Source organism: Bacteroides sp. OM05-10AA, from assembly GCF_003439055.1.
GTDB classification, from domain to species: domain Bacteria; phylum Bacteroidota; class Bacteroidia; order Bacteroidales; family Bacteroidaceae; genus Bacteroides; species Bacteroides intestinigallinarum.
Map to the genome: position 1 here is coordinate 412,231 of NZ_QSUR01000001.1, position 18,797 is coordinate 431,027.

Consider the following 18,797-nt stretch of genomic DNA (forward strand, 5'->3'; position numbering starts at 1 on the left):
TAACGTCAATTAAAAAATATAAAATAGAAGAAGATTATGAAAAGAGTAGTAGCATCAATGGCATTGGCGGTACTTGCAGTAGGAAGCCAGGCACAAATTTTAAAGAATGATCTCTTGAAAGGTTATAAGGATGGTGACATTTTGGAGAAAGTGGTTTATGATGACAAACGGGCTCCTATTAATGTAGACACTTGGTGTGGTGCATTTGTTACCACACCGGTTGAAGGGGTTGTAAGTCCTACTGTTGGAAAGGCTTTGACGTATACGGGGTATAGTGAGGCGGGGCCATCTATCAACTTTGGTTTTCCACAAGGGGTGAAAGGTTCTCGTATCAGTGTATATTCATTGGTAGAATCTGGGAAAGTTTACTCCAAAGGAACTTATTATCTGGCTTGCCTGGTAAACTTTGCTAAAGTTGGTTCGAGTAATCTGGCAGATATCTTGGCTGCGAGTGCCAGTTATGTTGGTGGAGGAAATCGTGGTCAGGTATATGTCAGACGCGAAGGAAATGATAAAATCAAATTTGCTGTAGGCTTGATGAAAGAACGTAATGAGGCTCCTATGGTATATGATTATAATACAACGCATCTACTGGTATTGAAAGTCGATTATAATAAGAATGAGGTTTCTTTATTTGTTGATCCTGAATTAAGTCAGAATGAACCGAAAGCCGATGCTGTAGTGGTTGGTGAAGAAGGTGCTTTGAAAGCCGGTCTGAAAGCAATTTCGTTTAGAAATCGCAGTGGTTTTAAAGGAAATATCGGTAATTTCCGCTTTGCAAAAGACTGGGCAGGTGCCATAGGTAAATAAAAGAAGAGCAATCGCAGTATTTATATCATTAAGAAGGGGGAAATTGGATTTACCAGTTTCCCTCTTCTTTTTGTCGAACTCCCATGTCACAGTTTCATATCGGAGATACCTCATTGATTTGTTGCCTTATTGCGGTTCTATATCAGTGTTTTCTTGCAATAAATAGGTTGTTATTTAAAGCTTATATAGAGAAGATGTGAAAAATATAAGATTGATAATCAGAATATGAATACCAGAAGTAAGCCTTGTTTAAAGCTAATTTGTAGAGAATATCAGACTATGGTAAAGGGTACAATCATATCTTGTACATACAAGAAAGTCCCCCAAACTGTCGCCGGGGGACTTTCATTTACTAACCTTCAAACAAATTTATAAATAGTATTATGTCGCTTAATTATATCCTTTGTTCTGTTCGTACAATCCTTCTTTTACCTTCATTTGTGAATCTGGTATTGGATAGATGTATGAGTCTTTAGTAACCAGTTTGTATAATTCGTATGTTTCCGGCTTGCTAATTACTTCGGTTCCACCTGTACCATAGAATTTGAACATATCTTGTAGAACTTCTACATATCGGTTCTGACGTACAAGATCATGCCAGCGAATACCTTCGGATGCCAGTTCCAGGCGGCGCTCCATATCTACTATTTCTGCAAACTTTTCAGGAGTGACACTGCTTGGGATTGTTGAAACTCCGGCACGTTCCTGAATAAGCTTGACAAGTGATATGGCTTTGTCAGTGGGGCCAACTATCTCTGCATACATAAGCATCACGTCTTCTAACCGGATTAGCGGATAATTGATCGGAAAATAAGTACGATCGGCTATTTGGTCATCGATGTCTTCAAATCCTAAAAGTTTACGTTTCATTTTATGCTCAAAGAATTTTTGGAAGAATTCTCCACCTGTATAAGGAACTCCGTCATCATCTACGAAATCATCGGTGTTAATGGTGCTTGGACAACGTTTGTCCAAAGAAACTCCCTCTGTGTCGGTTACTTTGAAACGACCGGCTAATCTGGCTTCGCACCAGATCCTATTACCGGACATTTGTATTTTTGTATAAGAGTCGTTGACTGCCGGAACAGAGTTGAAGACCATTGGATTGCCATAGTTTTTTGCTGCAATATATTGGATTTCAAAAATATGATATTTGTTGTCATTCTCGCTAATCCATATTTTCTTCCATTCATCGGCGGTACTTGCCCAGTATTTGTTGTTGGCGAAAGCATAATCGATCACTTCGCTGAATAGTTGTTCAGCTAATGCTTTTTTTGACTCGTCTTGTATAGGGTAACCGGCCATTGTCAGGTAGACACGTCCTAATAGCGCTTTTGCAGCAGTTAAAGTTGCACGTCCGGCTGAAGCACTGTTTCCCTGATAGTTCAACGGAGTGTCTACCAGCTTTTTTACAGCGTCTTCTAAGTCGGGAACAATCGCTGTTTCATACGTTTCTACAGGTTCGGATTGCTTGATAGCCATTGCTTCATTCACAGACACCGGTTCCAGTACAATAGGGATTCGGCCGAAATAGCGTACCAAATCAAAGTAAGCCAGTGCTCTCAAAAATTTAGCTTCACCGATGAACTGGTTTTTGATAGTTTCCGAGGAGAAGGTTACTCCGTCTGTTTTACTAAGAAACATATTGGCGCGTGCAACAATCTCATATAAATCATTCCAGGCTCCCGAAAGGGTACTGATGGTAGATATGTTCGGGTTGAAGGTCCCTATGTCAATATAATCACGTTGTTTGTCGGTCGTTTTATCTACCCAGGCATTATCAGATCGTACTTCGGACATTAACCAGGAATAATCTGATATAGGGAGCAGACCATTATAGATGCCGATCAAGGCTTGTTCCATTTCACTGGGCGTGGAATAAAAATAGTCTGTAGTCCGTGTATCGTTAGGCTCTACTTCCAGCCAACTTTCACAAGAGGACAGTGATAATGTCAAAGCTAATCCTCCGCTTATAAGATATTTATATAGTTTCATGGTTTCTTTCTTTTTTGATTTAGAATGTAACATTAACTCCTAAAGTAATCACTCTGGCTTGTGGATATGAACCGTAATCATAATCCCCCGTTGAACCGCCATTATTAGCTTCCGGTGAGAAACCGCCGTCGTATTTATCCCACATCAGGAGATTTTCCCCAGATAAATAAACTCTTGCATTTTGTACGAATTTCTTTTTAAGTGGAAGACGATATCCTAATGTTACGTTTTTGATTTTAATAAAATCTGTGCTGTATAGCCAACGGCTGTCATAGAATTGGCCTGTATTGGCATTGTCGATCCCCGGAGTTTTACCGTCGCCCGGTTCTGCTTCTGATTTCCACATATTTTTCCAGTGAGAGAGCACGTTACCGTTAGCTCCCATACCCGGACGGTCCATTGCACGTCCTAATACTCCGTAGATATGTCCCCCAGTTTGTGCTGTAACCAGGACAGATAAATCAAAGTTTTTATACTTGAAAGTATTTGTTATACCGAAAGTATAATCCGGGTCAGGTTTCCCCATTAAGGTACGGTCACTATCACTGATAATTCCGTCACCGTTGGCATCCCGATAGCGTACGTCACCTACTTTCGTATTCTGCATCACAGGGTATTTTTGTAAATCTGCCTGTGTCTGATAGACTCCGACAGCATCATACATATAGAAAGATCTTAAGGGTTGACCTACCATAAATACCTGCGTGGTACTGTCATATCCTGTAAATACAGTGCTATTATCATCTCCCAAGCTAAGGACTTTATTTTGATTATAAGAAACGTTCAGAGAAGTACTCCATTTCAATTTTCCTGTAAGGTTTTGCGTAGTTACTTCCAATTCAAAACCTTTGTTACGGATAGAACCGATATTTCCCCATGCTTTGGTGAAGCCAAGTAATGCGGGAACAGTCACCTGATATAGCAGGTCTTTGGTCGTTTTCACATAATAATCGGCAGAAATGAAAATACGATTGTTGAACAATCCCATGTCGAAGGCAACGTTCCAGCTTTCGGTCTTTTCCCAGCCGAGGTCGGGGTTAGCGAGCGATGTAGGAGCAAAACCATTGATGATTGTTCCGGATGAGTAATTGGCACTGCTTAATTTGGCAAGAGCTGTATTTGTCGGTATAGAATTGTTTCCATTTGCTCCCCAGCTGGCACGCAGTTTCAATGAGTTCATAACGAAGTCTTTCGGCCAGAATTTTTCGTTTGAAATACGGTAAGCGGCAGAAACAGCCGGGAACACTCCCCAACGATTTGCTTTACCAAAGCGGGAAGAACCATCGCGGCGGATGCTTGCAGTCAGCAGATAGCGGTCATCATATTCGTATTGTAAACGCCCGAAATAAGACATCAGGCGGGAAGGAGTGGAAACAGAGGCTGCTGCAGCTGTTAATACAACGTCCGCCATATCGAATACTTCCAGAGAATTATCGGGGAATTGGGTTGCACTTAGTCTGCTGGAAGAACCGCCGGAGCTTTCCATTGAGTAACCAGCCATTGCACCGACCGTATGTTTGCCGATTGTTTTATCATAATGCAGAATCGTTTGAAGAAGAAATTTATTACTGCGTGATTCAGAACGGCTTGCAGTTGTTTTGTAGCCTTCGCTATCTGTACGATATTTGGTTACACTACTTGGAATGAATGAACGGGATTGAGTGCTGCTGAAGTTATATGAACCGGTGACTTCAGCTTTGAGACCGTTCCATATATCCGCTTTTACATAGGCTGCTGAATTGAGCCGGACGCTTTCGCCATGGTTTGTCACTTCTTCCATGTAAGCAATCGGGCTTATTTTGCTGGAGCTTGTCCAACGATAATAGCCGCGTGAGCCGGATCCTGTATAGATGCCATCCTCCGGTTCTGCGAGCGGAGCCATAGTCAGCATGTTTGTAGCCTGACGGTCTTTACCGTCTACACGTCCACCATCGCTCCAGTTGGCTGATGGTGCAAGGTTTACTCCGACAGTAATCCGGTTGAATATCTTGGATTCCACATTGGCACGGAAATTCAAACGTTTATAGTTGCTTTCAATAGCGATACCCTGTTGATCTGTGTATCCCATTGATACGCGATATTTGGTGTTACCGCGTCCGCTTGAAAGAGACAACTGATAATTCTGCATCGGAGCCAGGCGGAAAAATTCGTCCTGCCAGTCAATCAATTGCAAATTACCGTAACCCGGTTCTGTCCAGCGAGGGTCATTCAGGAAATAATAACTTTCCTTTCCACCGATCATTGCCAGGCGGGTGGCGTAATCATCCTCAATCGTTGCCCCTTTGCTTCCGTATTGAGAAATATATCTGTTATTATTATATGCCGTACGAAATTCAATCCATTCTTCCGGGGATAATACATCTACTTTTCTTTCCAATGACTGAATACCAAAAGATGCCTGGAATTGTACCCTGACTTTTTCATCTGCACCGGCTTGTTTGGTAGTAATCAAAACAACGCCATTGGCACCACGGGAACCGTAGATGGCTGATGAGGAAGCATCCTTCAATACTTCAATAGACTGTATGTCTCCGGGGTTAAGACTGCCAAGATCATCGACAGGAATACCGTCCACTACATATAAAGGAGTGGCGTCCGCATTAATAGAGGCGGCTCCACGTACGCGAATCTGTAATTCGGAACCCGGTTCACCGGTAGTACTGCGAACTTCTACACCTGCCAGTTGTCCTTGCAGGGAAGAGGCAATATTGGTTGTAGCCCGGTCTTCCAACTTTTCAGCATTTACTTTGGCAATGGCTCCGGTCACATTTCCTTTCTTGGCACTACCGTAACCGATAGCTACAACCTCATCCAAAGCGATAGCAGACTCTGACAGTTTTATTTGGAGGATTTTATCGGTGATAGTTACTGTTTGAGTATTATATCCGATAAAGGACACCTCCAGCAGTTTGGCACTTTTGGGAGCCGAGAGTACGAATTTACCGTCTAAGTCAGTAATCGTTCCTTTGGCAGTTCCTTTCACTGTGACGTTTGCACCGATAATCGGTTCATCTTTTTCATCTACGACTACACCTGTCACCGTTCGGGTTTGTGCGAACGACAGGGTAGATTGTACTACGAACAGAGTCATTAGAAGGAGATATTGAATCCTCCTCCCCAGACTGCCATTTCCATGCAAAATGTTTTTCATGTTGATATATCTAAGTGATTAAATTAGTAAATAATAGAAGATGCGGACACGGTTTGCCGTTTGCCTGACTTCCTCTGCAAAGGAAGCGTATTAGAAGAAATTACGCTCAAATATTCGTACGGAAAAGATGTAATTTCATACTAATCGCTAAAAAACACATTTGGTATTTGTACGCTATCCCCTATGAAAGTACAAATATAGCCTTTTCAACGGACTGCTTTTATCTGTTCGTACATCTGTTTGCCCAAATATTCAGCCGAATTTTGGTTAAAATGCAAACGGTCGCCCATTAGTTCCGCATCCGACATATCTATCAGATAGGCATTCTTGTCTTCCTTGGCAAAACGTTTCATGGCGGCTTCCACTTCGCTGCCATACTGTTTGTTCTTTTTAGCCACCGTACCGAAAATAAAAGGAAGGTTGGAGTAATCTTTTCCTGTTTTTGCACTTAGATGATTACGCACATAGGTGACTACCGCTTTCAGGTTCTCGTAATATTTGTCTCCGTAAGCATGGTCACTTTCTCCCTGATGCCACAGGAATGCGTCAATTTGATAACCGTTCTTCAATTTGGATAATGTGTTGTCAATGCAACCGTCGATATCATTGATGAAAGACAGGAGTAATGAACGTCCTTTCTCACTGGTCGCTGCGTTGTTTGCCAACCATTCCGGGTTCGCTGACCAGTGGACAGATTTATCCGAAGTGGTGGAAGGCTCTATGGAGGTTCCACCGATTGCCCATTTGATAACATAGAACGGTTCCTGCCACAGCTGTTCCAACCAATAGTAGGTGACAGCATCGTATCCCCAGGTGTTGGGCTTGGCTCTTCTTTTGCTTTTAGGCCAGAAGGGGCGGAATTTACCGTCTGTACGGTTTTGGGCTATTTTGCAATACTTGTAGGCTCCTGCAGTAAAAGCCGTATCTGTTGCCATTGTTTTGATATAGTCCGGTAAACGGTCGTTAGGAACGCGTCCATCGGTATTCGATTGTCCGGCGATGATAATTACATGGGCAGGTTCGTTGTTGCCTGCCATACAGTTGCAACTGAATGCAAGTATAAAAAGGATCAATAAATTTTTCATGATAGAACAATGTTTTATGATTTTATAAACTATTGGGATAATAAAAAGTCCTCCTCACGTTTATAATCGTTCGGGAGGGCTTCTTATCAAACTAACAATCGTGTGAGAAAGCTAATACCTGTTGAAAACTATTTATTTGATTGTTTCGAGAAATTCTACTTCAATGATTCTTAACTGGTTTTTGCTACTGCTCTTTTCCAGTTCCATTTTATTGGCAGCTTTGGCTTCTACTTCAATGATCTGTCCGAAAGCATCCTTGTCACTGGTATTTCCTTTCAGGCGAATGGTTATAGTGTTGGCACGTACCGGTTTTTCTACATTGAGATGAATATACCCCAGACTCTTATCTGTATTTCCGCTCCAAATCAGGGTGTTTCCGGCATATACTTCCAATGGATAACTGCGTGAACGCCACCCTTGCAATTTGATACATATATCGTCTATTTCGGCCTCTCTCTCCAGTGTATAAGCAATCCAGGCTGTGCTCAACTTTCCGTCATTTTTCCATTCCGTCAGTTCGATATCATCATAACTCTTTTCAGCATCGCTGTTATTGGAACCGGCTTTTGCTGAAACGATGCGTACACCTTTTTTGCTATCTTGGTAAGAAGGGGTAGAAGGAGTCTCACCCCTGTCCAGTTGTCCTTTTAAAGTCTCCTGCGGGAGATAAGTGCTCAAGCCTTCAGTAACTTTTACAGGCACTGTTTCCAATGTGAGTGTGGCGGCAGGTAATCCTTTAGCCTGTGCTGTCAAAGTTACTTTTCCGGCAGTAGTTGTGCTGCGAATCAGTGCACGGTTGATGCCACATTCTACCGGAAGTTTTGTATCAAGGATATGATTGTTTTCACCTTGGGCAATCCCTCCACGCCATTCTGCTTGACCGTTAAGCGTGAATTGAACCGTACGATTATCCAACGGGCAACGTTTTCCGTCTTTATCTACAACTTCCACCTGTATTAAAGCCATGTCTGCACCGTCTGCATGGAATCCTTCGGGATTTTGAATAGCGGTAAGTTTCAGTTTGGCTGGTTCACCGGCTGTATGTATAGCGTAGCGGCTGATTTCTTTTCCTGCTTGATTATAGCTGACTGCTTCCAGTTTACCCGGTTTAAATGTTATGTTGTCAAAAGTAAAGAGGAAATTGTATTGGCGTTTGCCTTTCCCCAGAGATTTACCATTCAGGAAAAGTTCCACCTCTTCCCCGGTAGATACCACATGTATGGGTTTTACTGTATTTTCAGGATAATTCCAGTGTCCGATAATGTAGGTCTGGTCTTCTTCCGTATCTACCCATCCGTTCCACATCACCTGATGTGCATAGAAGGCGTCTTTCTCAATACGCATAGCATCTGTCACTCCACTTCTGCGATAGTTTTCCGCTCCCCGGTAATGGGTATTGGTGTCAGAGAAGATAATTTTAGTGCCACCGGAGCTGACCCTGTTGCCTGTTCCGGGACGCTCACGCCAATAATCATACCAGCGGGCTATCATGGTAATGGCAAGTTCATCTTGGTTACGGTTATAATCAGTGGCCGGTTTACCTTTATAGAGCGGACCGTCACCCTCTTTATGGAAAGGATAGCTGTATTCGTCCCAGTATTTTCTTAAACCTTCGTCGCGGCAATATTCGGTAGCCCACATCGGATGATGCTCACTTCGGTTGATATATAGCATTTCGCCGCCGTATTCCGCTTCACGAATATCCAACATTTCACGTGAACCGATAGCACGTCCGCCAAACGGATCATATTTGTCACGAACAGCTTTCATCTCTATCATATGTTCACGGCTGATAGCTTTGTTGCCACATTCGTAGAACAAGATACTCGGGTTGTTGCGGTTATAAATGATTGCATCGCGCATCAGTTCCACCCGTTGCTCCCATTGGCGTCCTTCACGGTCTTTTTCTGCATCTCCGGCAGGCATTGCCTGTATCAGACCTACACGGTCGCAAGATTCTACATCTTGTTTCCATGGAGTGACGTGCATCCAACGAACCAGGTTTGCATTTCCTTTTACCATCAGACCATTAGAGAAGTCGCTCAACCAGGCTGGTACGGATAGACCCACTGCAGGCCATTCATTACTGGTACGTTGCGCATATCCCTTCATTTGGATAACACGGTCGTTCAATTCTATTTTTCCTTCAGCAAAGCGTGTTTTACGGAATCCGGTGCGGGTACTGACTTCATCGAATATCTGATTGCTGTCATCTTTCAAAGCAGTTTTTACCGTATACAGGTAACCATATCCCCAACTCCAGAAATGAAGATTATTGATAATGGCGGATGCCTTTACCGTTTTAGTCTCTCCTGCTTTTAAAGTCACTTTATCACCTTGGAAAGTCTTCAATCGTTTGCCATCGGCATCAAGTACAGTCACTTGATAACTGAACTGGCGGGGAGATTTACTGTCGTTTCTGACTTCTGATTCGGCATGAATGGTTGCTTTACGCCCTTTTATATCGAAATCTTTGGCGTACACATAGACACCTGTTGTTTTCAGGTTACTGTATAAGGGAAGAGTTTGATATACATTATCGGTAACGTACAGAAACACATTTTTGGGGATACCGCCATAGTTAGCATTGAAATTGCGGTCGTTCCACTGAAATTTGGAGTTGGTTCCCTCTTCTCTGTACATCCAGTTGTTATCGGTGCGAACGGCAATTACGTTTTCACCCTCCTTCATATATGGAGTCAGGTCGAATCCCACTGCCATTACGCCATTTTCGTGTCTGCCCAGATTATGACCGTTGAGATAGAAGTCTCCACGTTGACGTACTCCTTCGAACTCGATAAATACTTTCTGATTACTTTTCAGTTCCGGAATCCGGAAACTTTTGCGATACCACACCACTGTATCTGTCAATTGTTCGATGGAGAGTTTAAATGCTTCATCTTCATTGAAAGCATGAGGCAAAGTTACTTGCTTCCATTCACTGTCGTCGAATTTAGTGTCTTTGGCTTTAGGAAAGTCTCCTATTTGCAGCTTCCATTCACTGTTGAAGTTGTATTTTTTGCGTTCGGATGCCTGTCCGTCGATAACAGACAGGGTAGTCAGCAGAAATACGAAAAGGAATAATTTGTGTTTCATGATAATCAATTAAATTGTTCTGCTGCAAAGAAAGTGTATTGAAAGAAGATACACCCGGTATTAAAGTACGGAAATAATGTAATTTTTATCTTTTGATGGAAAAGTGTGACCGATGTTTGTACATAATTTCAGATAATAGTACACATAACCCCATTGGCAGAGAGAATGTGTACTATTATCAGTCAGTTATCATGTATCCTGTTTAAGCATCCGTTTCTCCGTTTTCTTCTCCTTTTTTTTCAGCGGGTTGTTCCGTATTTCCTGCTGTGGTATTGGAGGTCGGAGCTTTTCCACCGTTCTTTTGATAAACAGAGGGTGCTATTCCGAATTGATTCTTGAAACACTTGCTGAAATAATAGGGGTCGTTGATACCCACTTTATATGAAATTTCAGCAACGGTCAGATCTTCGGTCAACAATAATTCCGCAGCTTTCTTCAAGCGAATGACACGCAGGTATTCATTTGGAGAATATCCGGTGACGCCACGTACTTTTTTATAAAACACGGTACGTCCCAATCCCATGAGGTTGGCATAGTCATCTACAGAGAATTCCGTTTCCACCATGTGCTCGTTCAGCATCTCATTCAGTTTTGCAAGGAATTTGCTGTCTTTGTTGTTCGTACAGATAGCTGCATGAACAATTCCCGGTTCATTGGAGAATTTTTCCCGTAACTTGTCACGTTGTTCTATCAGTTTGGAAATTCTGGCCAGTAATAAAGAAATACTGAATGGTTTGGTGATATAAGCATCCGCACCGGATTCGATACCTTCCAGATATTTTTCTTCCATATTGAGAGCGGTCAGCAGAATAATGGGGATATGGCTGGTGGCAAACTCGTTCTTCAGCTTCTTGGTCACCTCAAATCCTGTCATGCCCGGCATTAACACGTCACAGATAATAAGGTCCGCATCATAAGTCTGTGCACGTTCGAATCCGCTGATACCATCCGCTTCTGCTACTACTTCGAAATAATGGCCGATTTCCTCTTTCAGAAATTCGCGGACATCATTATCATCTTCGATAATCAAGACTTTTCGTTTGTTCAACGGTACGGACGGTGCCTCCGGTTCGTCCGTTTTTTCATCTGTAACAAATTCCTTGTGGCGTTGCTCTTCTTCCTCAATCAATAACTGGTTGGGAACAAGGAAATCCTTTTCTTCATAAACACTGGCATCGGTTGGCAGTTCGACGGTGAAGATTGAACCGCCTCCTTCATTCTCATTATAAGAAATTGTTCCTTTGTGCATGTTGACCAAGCCATAGGTAAGATGTAGTCCTACGCCTACGCTGCTGTGTGAGAAGCTACTTTGCATAAAGCGCTTGAACAGTTCGGCACGTTTCTCTTTCGGAATGCCCAATCCCGTATCGATCACCTGTATACAGAGTTGTTTCTTCTGTTCCTGTATGTCTACTTTGAATATAATCTTTCCGTTGGAAGGAGTATATTTGAAGGCATTGGAGAGCAGGTTATAGACCACTTTGTCGAGATTTCCCTTATCCACAGGCATTTTGTAAGAGTTTAGCGAAGGTTCGAAACGGAAATCCATGTTTTTGGATTCACTCACGTCCTTGAAACTAAGGAATATCTCATAGCAGAAAGCAATGACATCTGTTTCTTCCAGAGAGAGGGCGAGTTTGTTTTTCTGCATTTTCCGGAATTCCAACAACTGATTGATAAGTCTCAACATTCGCTTCGTACTCTTGTCCATGATCTTCAGGGAGTGTTGCATATCTTTGGAATGATTCCCCATATTGACGATTCTCTCCAAAGCACCTTGAATCAGTGTCAGCGGAGTGCGGAATTCGTGGGAAATATTGGTGAAAAATTCCAGCTTATATTCCGTTAACTGGTTTTCAACGGCGATACGGTTACGCAAAGCATTGAAATTTCTGATAATGCGGAAACTGAAATAACCTGCTATAGCAATTAGAATAGCATAAATCAGATAAGCCCAGCCGGTTTTCCAAAAAGGCGGAGCTATTATGATTTCCATCACGTTTTCTTCTCCCCAGATACCGGCAGCGTTACAAGCTTTCACATGAAGTTCATATTTACCCGGAGGTAGATTCCGGTAAGTGGCAAAGTTGAGGTTAGAGGGCGAACTCCATTCCGTGTCGTATGGAGGGAGGCTATAAGAGTATTTGGATACACCATCCAGGTAATTGAAAGTAGAGAAAGAAATCGTGAATGAACTCTGATAGTATTTCAGGTTCAGTTCGCCAATATAGGGTATGGCTTCCTGTAAAGGCGAGTCTTCCACTCCCGGGAGCATGTGTGCGCCATTGATCTGAAGTCCGGTGAAGATGACGGAAGCAGGTTTATCCAGATTTTCTATCTTGTTGGCATCCAGTACTACCAGTCCATAATTTGTACCAAACAGCAATTTCCCGTCGTTGCTGACGCAAGCGGTGTTTTCACTATATACATTTCCTAAAGTATAAGAAGAGAAAAAGTAATTCTCTATTTGTCTGGTGCCCGGGGTGAAACGGGAAATTCCGTATTCGGTTGCGATCCACATTTTGTTGTCCTTATCTTGAATGATGGACTGCACAACTGCATTGGACAATCCGTCTTTTATGTCATAGCAATCGAAAGTGAGGTGTTCATAATTGTCTCCCGGATGGCAAACTGCAAATCCTGCTCCGGCTGTACCAATCCACATATTGCCTTCATCATCGTTCATCAAACACCGTATCTCGTTACTGGGGAATGTGCCGTTGGCATGATTGTAAATCACGTAATTCTTGGGTGATGCAATCAGTGAATCCGGATGGAAGATATAGATACCATTGTTGGTGCCTACCCACATTTGTCCGTTTTTGTCTTCTTCGATGACGCGTATGCGCTTTTCACTGTAGTTGTCTTGTAAGAAGTGTTTAAACTGGTAGCCGTCGGCCGTTTTTACTGCTAAGTTTAATCCTCCACCGAAAGTACCCAACCACATACGTCCTTTCCTGTCCCGATAGATAGAATAAACCTGGTCGTTGGAAAGAGAGTTAGGGTTCTTGGCGTCATTCTTATACCATTGGTTGGCACCGATGCGAAGGCCAAGTCCTCTCATTCCCAGCCATAAGTTTCCCTCCGAATCTTCATTCATGCTATACACGTTGTGGGTGAAATCTTCTTGCCGGAGTACTTTGGTCAGGGCAGAGTTGTATTCGTAAAGGCTGCCCATGCGGTTGGCCATATAGATATGCCCGTTTTGAGTTTGGAAGAGCATACGAATGGTATTCGAGCGGTCAGAACTATTTTCACCGCTGGGGTGAAGGCGTTGTGTCCCTTTATTCAGAATTTCCAGGTGGGATAATCCCGAGAATTCGGAACTTACCCAGATGCCTCCGGAACGGTCTTCCATTACAAACTGAAGATAGTTGGAGTTGATATGGCTGGATTGATTGACTTCGAATGTGAAGTGCTGTAAATTACCTGTCGATAGTTCATAAGCGTAAAGTCCGTTCCCATAAGTCGATATCCAGAGAATGTCCCGTGAGTCGTGTACGATGCTGTAACGTTCCACATCAATGTAACCGATATGTTTGGAGGAAAGAAATTGGAAAGGCTTGATTTTACCGGTGGTTATGTTTACATACCATAAGTCGCCGGTATAGTTGTGTACCCATACATTTTTCTTATTGTCTCTGGTGACTGCGCCGTTCTTGATGTTCAATTCTGTGTAACGGCTTAGTTTTCCGGTCGGGATATCCAATATGTAGCTGCCGTTGACAGTGAACAATACCCATTTATCTTGCAAAAGGAAGTTACCTGTAACACGGCTCGTATCATCAAAACTTTCGGCTAGCGATGCAACTTTCTCCAATTTATCTGCAGAATAGGTATGGCGATAGATTTCATTTTTGTCAGTAATGATACAGGTATATTTATCATAAGAGATGATGTGCTCCCAACTCTGCTGATGCGGGTCGAGATTGTTTGTTTTACCATTTTGATACTTTAATAATCCTTTATTCGTACCAATCCAGATTTCTCCTTTCGCACTTTCCAGAACAAATTGCACCTTATCGGAAGGCAGATTGCCCGATTTTTCTTTATACGTCTGTGATGAAAACTTTCCGTCACGATAAACGACTCTACGACAACCGTTCTGGTTATGCCATAACCAGATGGAGTTGTCGGAAACGATGATGAACTTGGAATAGTTTTCCTTGTACTCCCCGTTTCCCGTGAAATCTACGAAGCAGCCATGCCGCAAATCATAACAACTGATGAAAGAAGAAATAGTGGAGATCCACATAAAACCATTCGGATCTTCTTCCATGCTCCGGATGCGGGAGTCGGCCAATGAGAGCGGGTTGTTTATATCCGGATAGATATTGACGAAAGAATTGCCGTCATAATAACTTAATCCGTTGAGAGTTCCCAGCCAGATAAATCCTTTACTGTCCTGCATCATATAACGGGTCGAATTATTTGCTAATCCATCTCCGGTAGTCAGCTTATTGGATCGAATTTCAATGGAAGCCGACAGTGGATAGAGATAAAGAAACAAAAGCGAGAATATAAGGTATGTATTCTTCTTCATAGTGGATTTATATGTGTTATATACAGGCAAAGATAGTTATTTCTTTGGATTTTAAACAAATTTGCCCTTTGTATAGCGAATATACTAAGGGCAATAGATGTGTATTTGTGGTTGGCGCTGATACTTTTAATACAATGTTTACTTGAATTGATAGCCTCTGAAAGTACCCTTCATCTTGATAAGATCCGGCCCGAAATAGAATCCGGGTTGCGTTGGCTGGTTATAGCCAACATTCTGGGTAGCGATACTGATTCTGTATATGGGTTCCTCAAGGAAGGTATGGAATCTGTATTCGGTTGGGATAGTCGACACATAGAGACGAAGAGAAGCGTTATCCTCGGAGCGCACGAGTACTTCTTCCCGCCAGTCGCCTATCATATCACCTTGTAGGCAAGGATTTGATTTCGTTCCATTGTTGAAAAGAGTCCCCGTGAATTTGACAAGCGGGACAAACTTCTTGTTTTCCCAATCATATTTAATAATCATGTTTCTATCCAGCATTTCACGCAATAGGTCTCCATCCCACCAAACGGCCATATTGGTAGGCGTATTTCTCATTTTGGGAGCAATGACTTCTCCTTTTACGTTTCGAATCCCTTGCGAATCTCCTGACCACATTTCTACGCCCGGATGAGTCGGGTCGATGTCTGCCGCCATGCAACGGCCTACGTCGGTATTACTTTTGATTTGCAACAATACTTCTCCCGTTGCAGCATCTCTATAAGTGGAGCCGTCACGTTTGTTTTCGTGACAGTCCCACACTTGCAGACCTTTTCGTGAAGGGTCAAAATGAGTTAGATGGATGGCATCTCCATGTCCCATTCGGGTAGAATAAAGTCCCTTGCCATTGTGGTCGATAGCACACGAACCATAGATGATTTCGTCGCATCCGTCACCGTCCACGTCGCCTACACGCAGATTGTGGTTTCCTTGTCCGGCATAATTTTCGCATCCGGGATTGTTACTGTCGAATATCCACCGGTTTTTCAGTTCTTTCCCATTCCAGTCGAATGCAGCCAGAACTGTGCGTGTGTAGTATCCCCGACACATTACAACACTCGGATGTATTCCATCAAGGTAAGCAACGCAGGCCAGGAAGCGATCGCTTCGGTTACCTTTTGCATCTCCCCAATCGCTAACATTGCCACGGGCAGGGATATAGTCGATGGTGTGCAGTGCCTCACCGGTGTCTCCTGAAAAGACGGTCAGATATTCCTTACCTTTCAGGATGCGTCCTTGTTTCATTATCAGATTTCTGCTTGGGTCGAAAGTTCCCTCTTCGCGATAGTCCGCATTTGCGTCTCCTATTACTTTTCCTTTGCCGTCTATTGTTCCGTCGGCAGTCCGCATCACCACTTCCGCTTTGCCGTCACCATCCAGGTCGTACACCATAAATTGGGTGTAGTGAGCTCCTGCACGTATGTTTTTACCCAAGTTGATACGCCACAGCTGTTCTCCGTTCATTCGGTAACAGTCGATATATACTTCACCCGTATAACCTTCGTGTGAGTTGTCGCGTGAATTGCTGGGATCCCATTTCAGGATAATTTCGTATTCGCCGTCACCGTCTACATCTCCGATAGAGGCGTCATTAGGGCTGTAAGTATAAGTCTCGCCCGCCGGTGTGACTCCGTTTGCCGGTTTTTGCAGGGGAATTTCCAGATAGCCGGAAGGCGCATTTTCCGGCAGTGTGTATGTACCGTCAATGTGATGTGTCTCTTTTCCTTTTATAACGGGACGCACTTCGTAAACAGCTGCTTTCTGACTGTTGTTCTTATCACGAAACAGGGTGCTGACAGTGACAGGCGTGTCTGTCAGTTTCTTTCCGTCTTTGTACACATTAAAGCCGGTTTGTATCGGATCAGAAGAAAGATACCTCCATGAAACGATCACTTCTGAAGGATTCTCGCGAATGGCAACTACACCGCGGTTTAGTTTCTCCCGTTGTAACTTTGAATAGTTATAACCGGTTTGTGCCGTCATTGTTGCAACAGGCGGTAACATGAATATGCACAATAGATAAATGGCAATTTTTCTCATATTTGTTTGATCGGTTTGGACCTTATTATATTTATTCACTCGCAAAATTACTCCTTTTTTGAATGTACGAAATGGAGAAATGTACAAAGACTATATACAATTGTGCACCTTTTGAAATTAATTATCTATTCGACATAATATTCTATCTTTTACGTACATCCGTCCATTACCTCTTTGATGAGATGCGATAATTTTGCAACGTGAACTAAAAGCAGGAATTATGAAATATCTTTTATCTATTGTACTATTGGCATTGATTGGTTTTACGACTCCCAAAAAGACAGTTTCCGTTTATGATTGGGGAAGCGCGTCTGTAGAACCGGATTTATCGTGGGCTGATCAGGTGGGGGCGCAAAAAACTCCCAAAAACAAGGAATGGGATGCTGGGAAGTTCGGATTGCGAAATGATACCTCCGTATTCAGTACCCATGCCATTCAAGCGGCTATTGATGCTTGTTATCAACAGGGAGGAGGTACGGTTGTTGTTGCTCCGGGATATTATAAAATAGGAGCCTTGTTTATCAAGAGCGGAGTGAATTTACATCTTAGTAAGGGCACCACCTTGCTGGCAAGTGAGAATATTCTGGATTATCCGGAGTTTCCTTCCCGTATTGCAGGAATCGAAATGACGTGGCCTTCAGCTGTTATCAATATAATGGATGCGGAAAATGCCGCCCTTACGGGGGAGGGATTTATAGATTGTCGCGGAAAAGTTTTCTGGGATAAGTATTGGGCTATGCGGGAGGAATATGAGAAGAAGAATTTGCGGTGGATTGTGGATTATGATTGCAAGCGCGTACGGGGGGTACTGGTTTCCAATAGCAAACATATCACCTTGAAAGATTTTACATTGGTGCGTACCGGATTTTGGGCTTGCCAGATTTTGTATTCAGATCATTGTTCGGTGAACGGTCTTACTATTAATAATAATGTAGGCGGTCATGGACCGAGCACAGATGGCATTGATATTGATTCGTCCACTAATATTCTGATAGAAAACTGCGATGTGGATTGTAACGATGATAATATTTGTATCAAGGCAGGGCGTGATGCGGACGGGCTGCGTGTGAACCGTCCGACAGAGAATGTGGTGGTTCGTAATTGTATTGCCCGTAAAGGTGCGGGGTTACTGACTTGCGGAAGTGAAACTTCTGGTTCCATTCGTAATGTACTGGCCTATGATCTGACAGCTTATGGTACAGGAACGACCCTACGTCTGAAATCATCCATGAATCGTGGCGGAACGGTTGAGAACATCTATATGACACGTGTTGAAGCTGATAGCATCACTCATATTCTGTCTGTCGATTTGAACTGGAATCCGAAATACAGTTATTCTGCGTTGCCGGAAGAATATGAAGGGAAAGAAGTTCCTGAACACTGGACTACGATGCTGACTCCGGTAGAACCGAAAGAAAAGGGGTATCCTAATTTTCGGAATGTGTATTTCTCTCATGTAAGAGCAGGTGCGGCAAAGCGTTTTATTTCTGCTTCAGGGTGGGATGCCAGTCATCGTATCGAGAATTTTTATCTGTCTGATATTAGTGCGGAAGTGGAATCTGTCGGGAAGATAACTTATGGAAAGAACTTCCAGTTGCAGGATATCCATTTGAAGGTAAAAGATAAAAGCAGGTTGCGTCAAACGGATAATGTGGATAGTAAGATTGAGATTAATTACAAATAATTCTTCTTATGGGCGGAATGCTCTTGACAAAGCCTTTTTTATGTTGTATATTTGTGGATGTGAATATCAATAAATAAAAGGTATCATTAAAAAGAATGAGAAAGAAACTGGTACAATATAATGACAATATAGTAGGAAATTCTTGCAGTAGTTAAACTGTGAGAGTTTTCGTATGAGCTAAAGGCTGCGAATCTTTATGGGATTTGTAGCCTTTTTTGTTGCAAAAAATCATGGTTATGCTCTTAATTTAGGAATTTATAGTTTATAATAAATTGGGGTGACGTTTATAATAAACTCCTCAATAATTTATTAAAAACGGTGGAGAGGATTATGAAAGATGGGTCAGCTTTTTTCTTCTTTAATGTAAGATGAAATATAACTTGATTAGGATTT

The 18,797-nt window shown here is 42.7% G+C and carries 8 protein-coding genes; 2 read left to right on the forward strand and 6 right to left on the reverse strand.

The window, feature by feature from the left end:
* Positions 1-36: 36 nt before the first annotated feature.
* The gene (locus DXB58_RS01325) at positions 37-810 is read left to right on the forward strand and encodes a hypothetical protein (protein WP_122135655.1); all 774 of its coding nucleotides are present in this window, start codon (positions 37-39) and stop codon (positions 808-810) included.
* 390 nt (positions 811-1,200) lie between these two features.
* Here DXB58_RS01325 and DXB58_RS01330 read toward each other — a convergent pair whose 3' ends face one another.
* The 6 genes from DXB58_RS01330 to DXB58_RS01355 form a co-directional block, all read right to left on the reverse strand.
* A complete protein-coding gene (locus DXB58_RS01330; protein ID WP_122135656.1) occupies positions 1,201-2,805 on the reverse strand; it encodes a RagB/SusD family nutrient uptake outer membrane protein in 1,605 nt (534 codons plus the stop codon).
* A 19-nt stretch (positions 2,806-2,824) separates the two neighbouring features.
* Positions 2,825-5,956, reverse strand: coding sequence for a TonB-dependent receptor (locus DXB58_RS01335; RefSeq protein ID WP_122135657.1), 3,132 nt, complete (start codon positions 5,954-5,956; stop codon positions 2,825-2,827).
* Positions 5,957-6,162: 206 nt separating this feature from the next.
* A complete protein-coding gene (locus tag DXB58_RS01340) occupies positions 6,163-7,041 on the reverse strand; it encodes a sialate O-acetylesterase (RefSeq protein WP_122135658.1) in 879 nt (292 codons plus the stop codon).
* 132 nt (positions 7,042-7,173) lie between these two features.
* On the reverse strand, positions 7,174-10,137 hold the full coding sequence (locus DXB58_RS01345) for a sugar-binding domain-containing protein (protein ID WP_122135659.1): 2,964 nt from the start codon (positions 10,135-10,137) through the stop codon (positions 7,174-7,176).
* Between the two features lie 202 nt (positions 10,138-10,339).
* Positions 10,340-14,680 carry a two-component regulator propeller domain-containing protein gene (locus DXB58_RS01350; RefSeq protein ID WP_122135708.1) on the reverse strand — a complete coding sequence of 1,447 codons (4,341 nt, stop codon included), beginning with the start codon at positions 14,678-14,680 and terminating at the stop codon, positions 10,340-10,342.
* A gap of 138 nt (positions 14,681-14,818) precedes the next feature.
* Entirely contained in the window at positions 14,819-16,720 is a 1,902-nt protein-coding gene (locus DXB58_RS01355; protein WP_122135709.1) for a rhamnogalacturonan lyase, read from the reverse strand.
* Positions 16,721-16,940: 220 nt separating this feature from the next.
* Here DXB58_RS01355 and DXB58_RS01360 point away from each other — a divergent pair, with 220 nt between their 5' ends.
* Positions 16,941-18,404 carry a glycoside hydrolase family 28 protein gene (locus DXB58_RS01360; RefSeq protein WP_117937049.1) on the forward strand — a complete coding sequence of 488 codons (1,464 nt, stop codon included), beginning with the start codon at positions 16,941-16,943 and terminating at the stop codon, positions 18,402-18,404.
* The last annotated feature ends 393 nt before the right edge of the window (positions 18,405-18,797 follow it).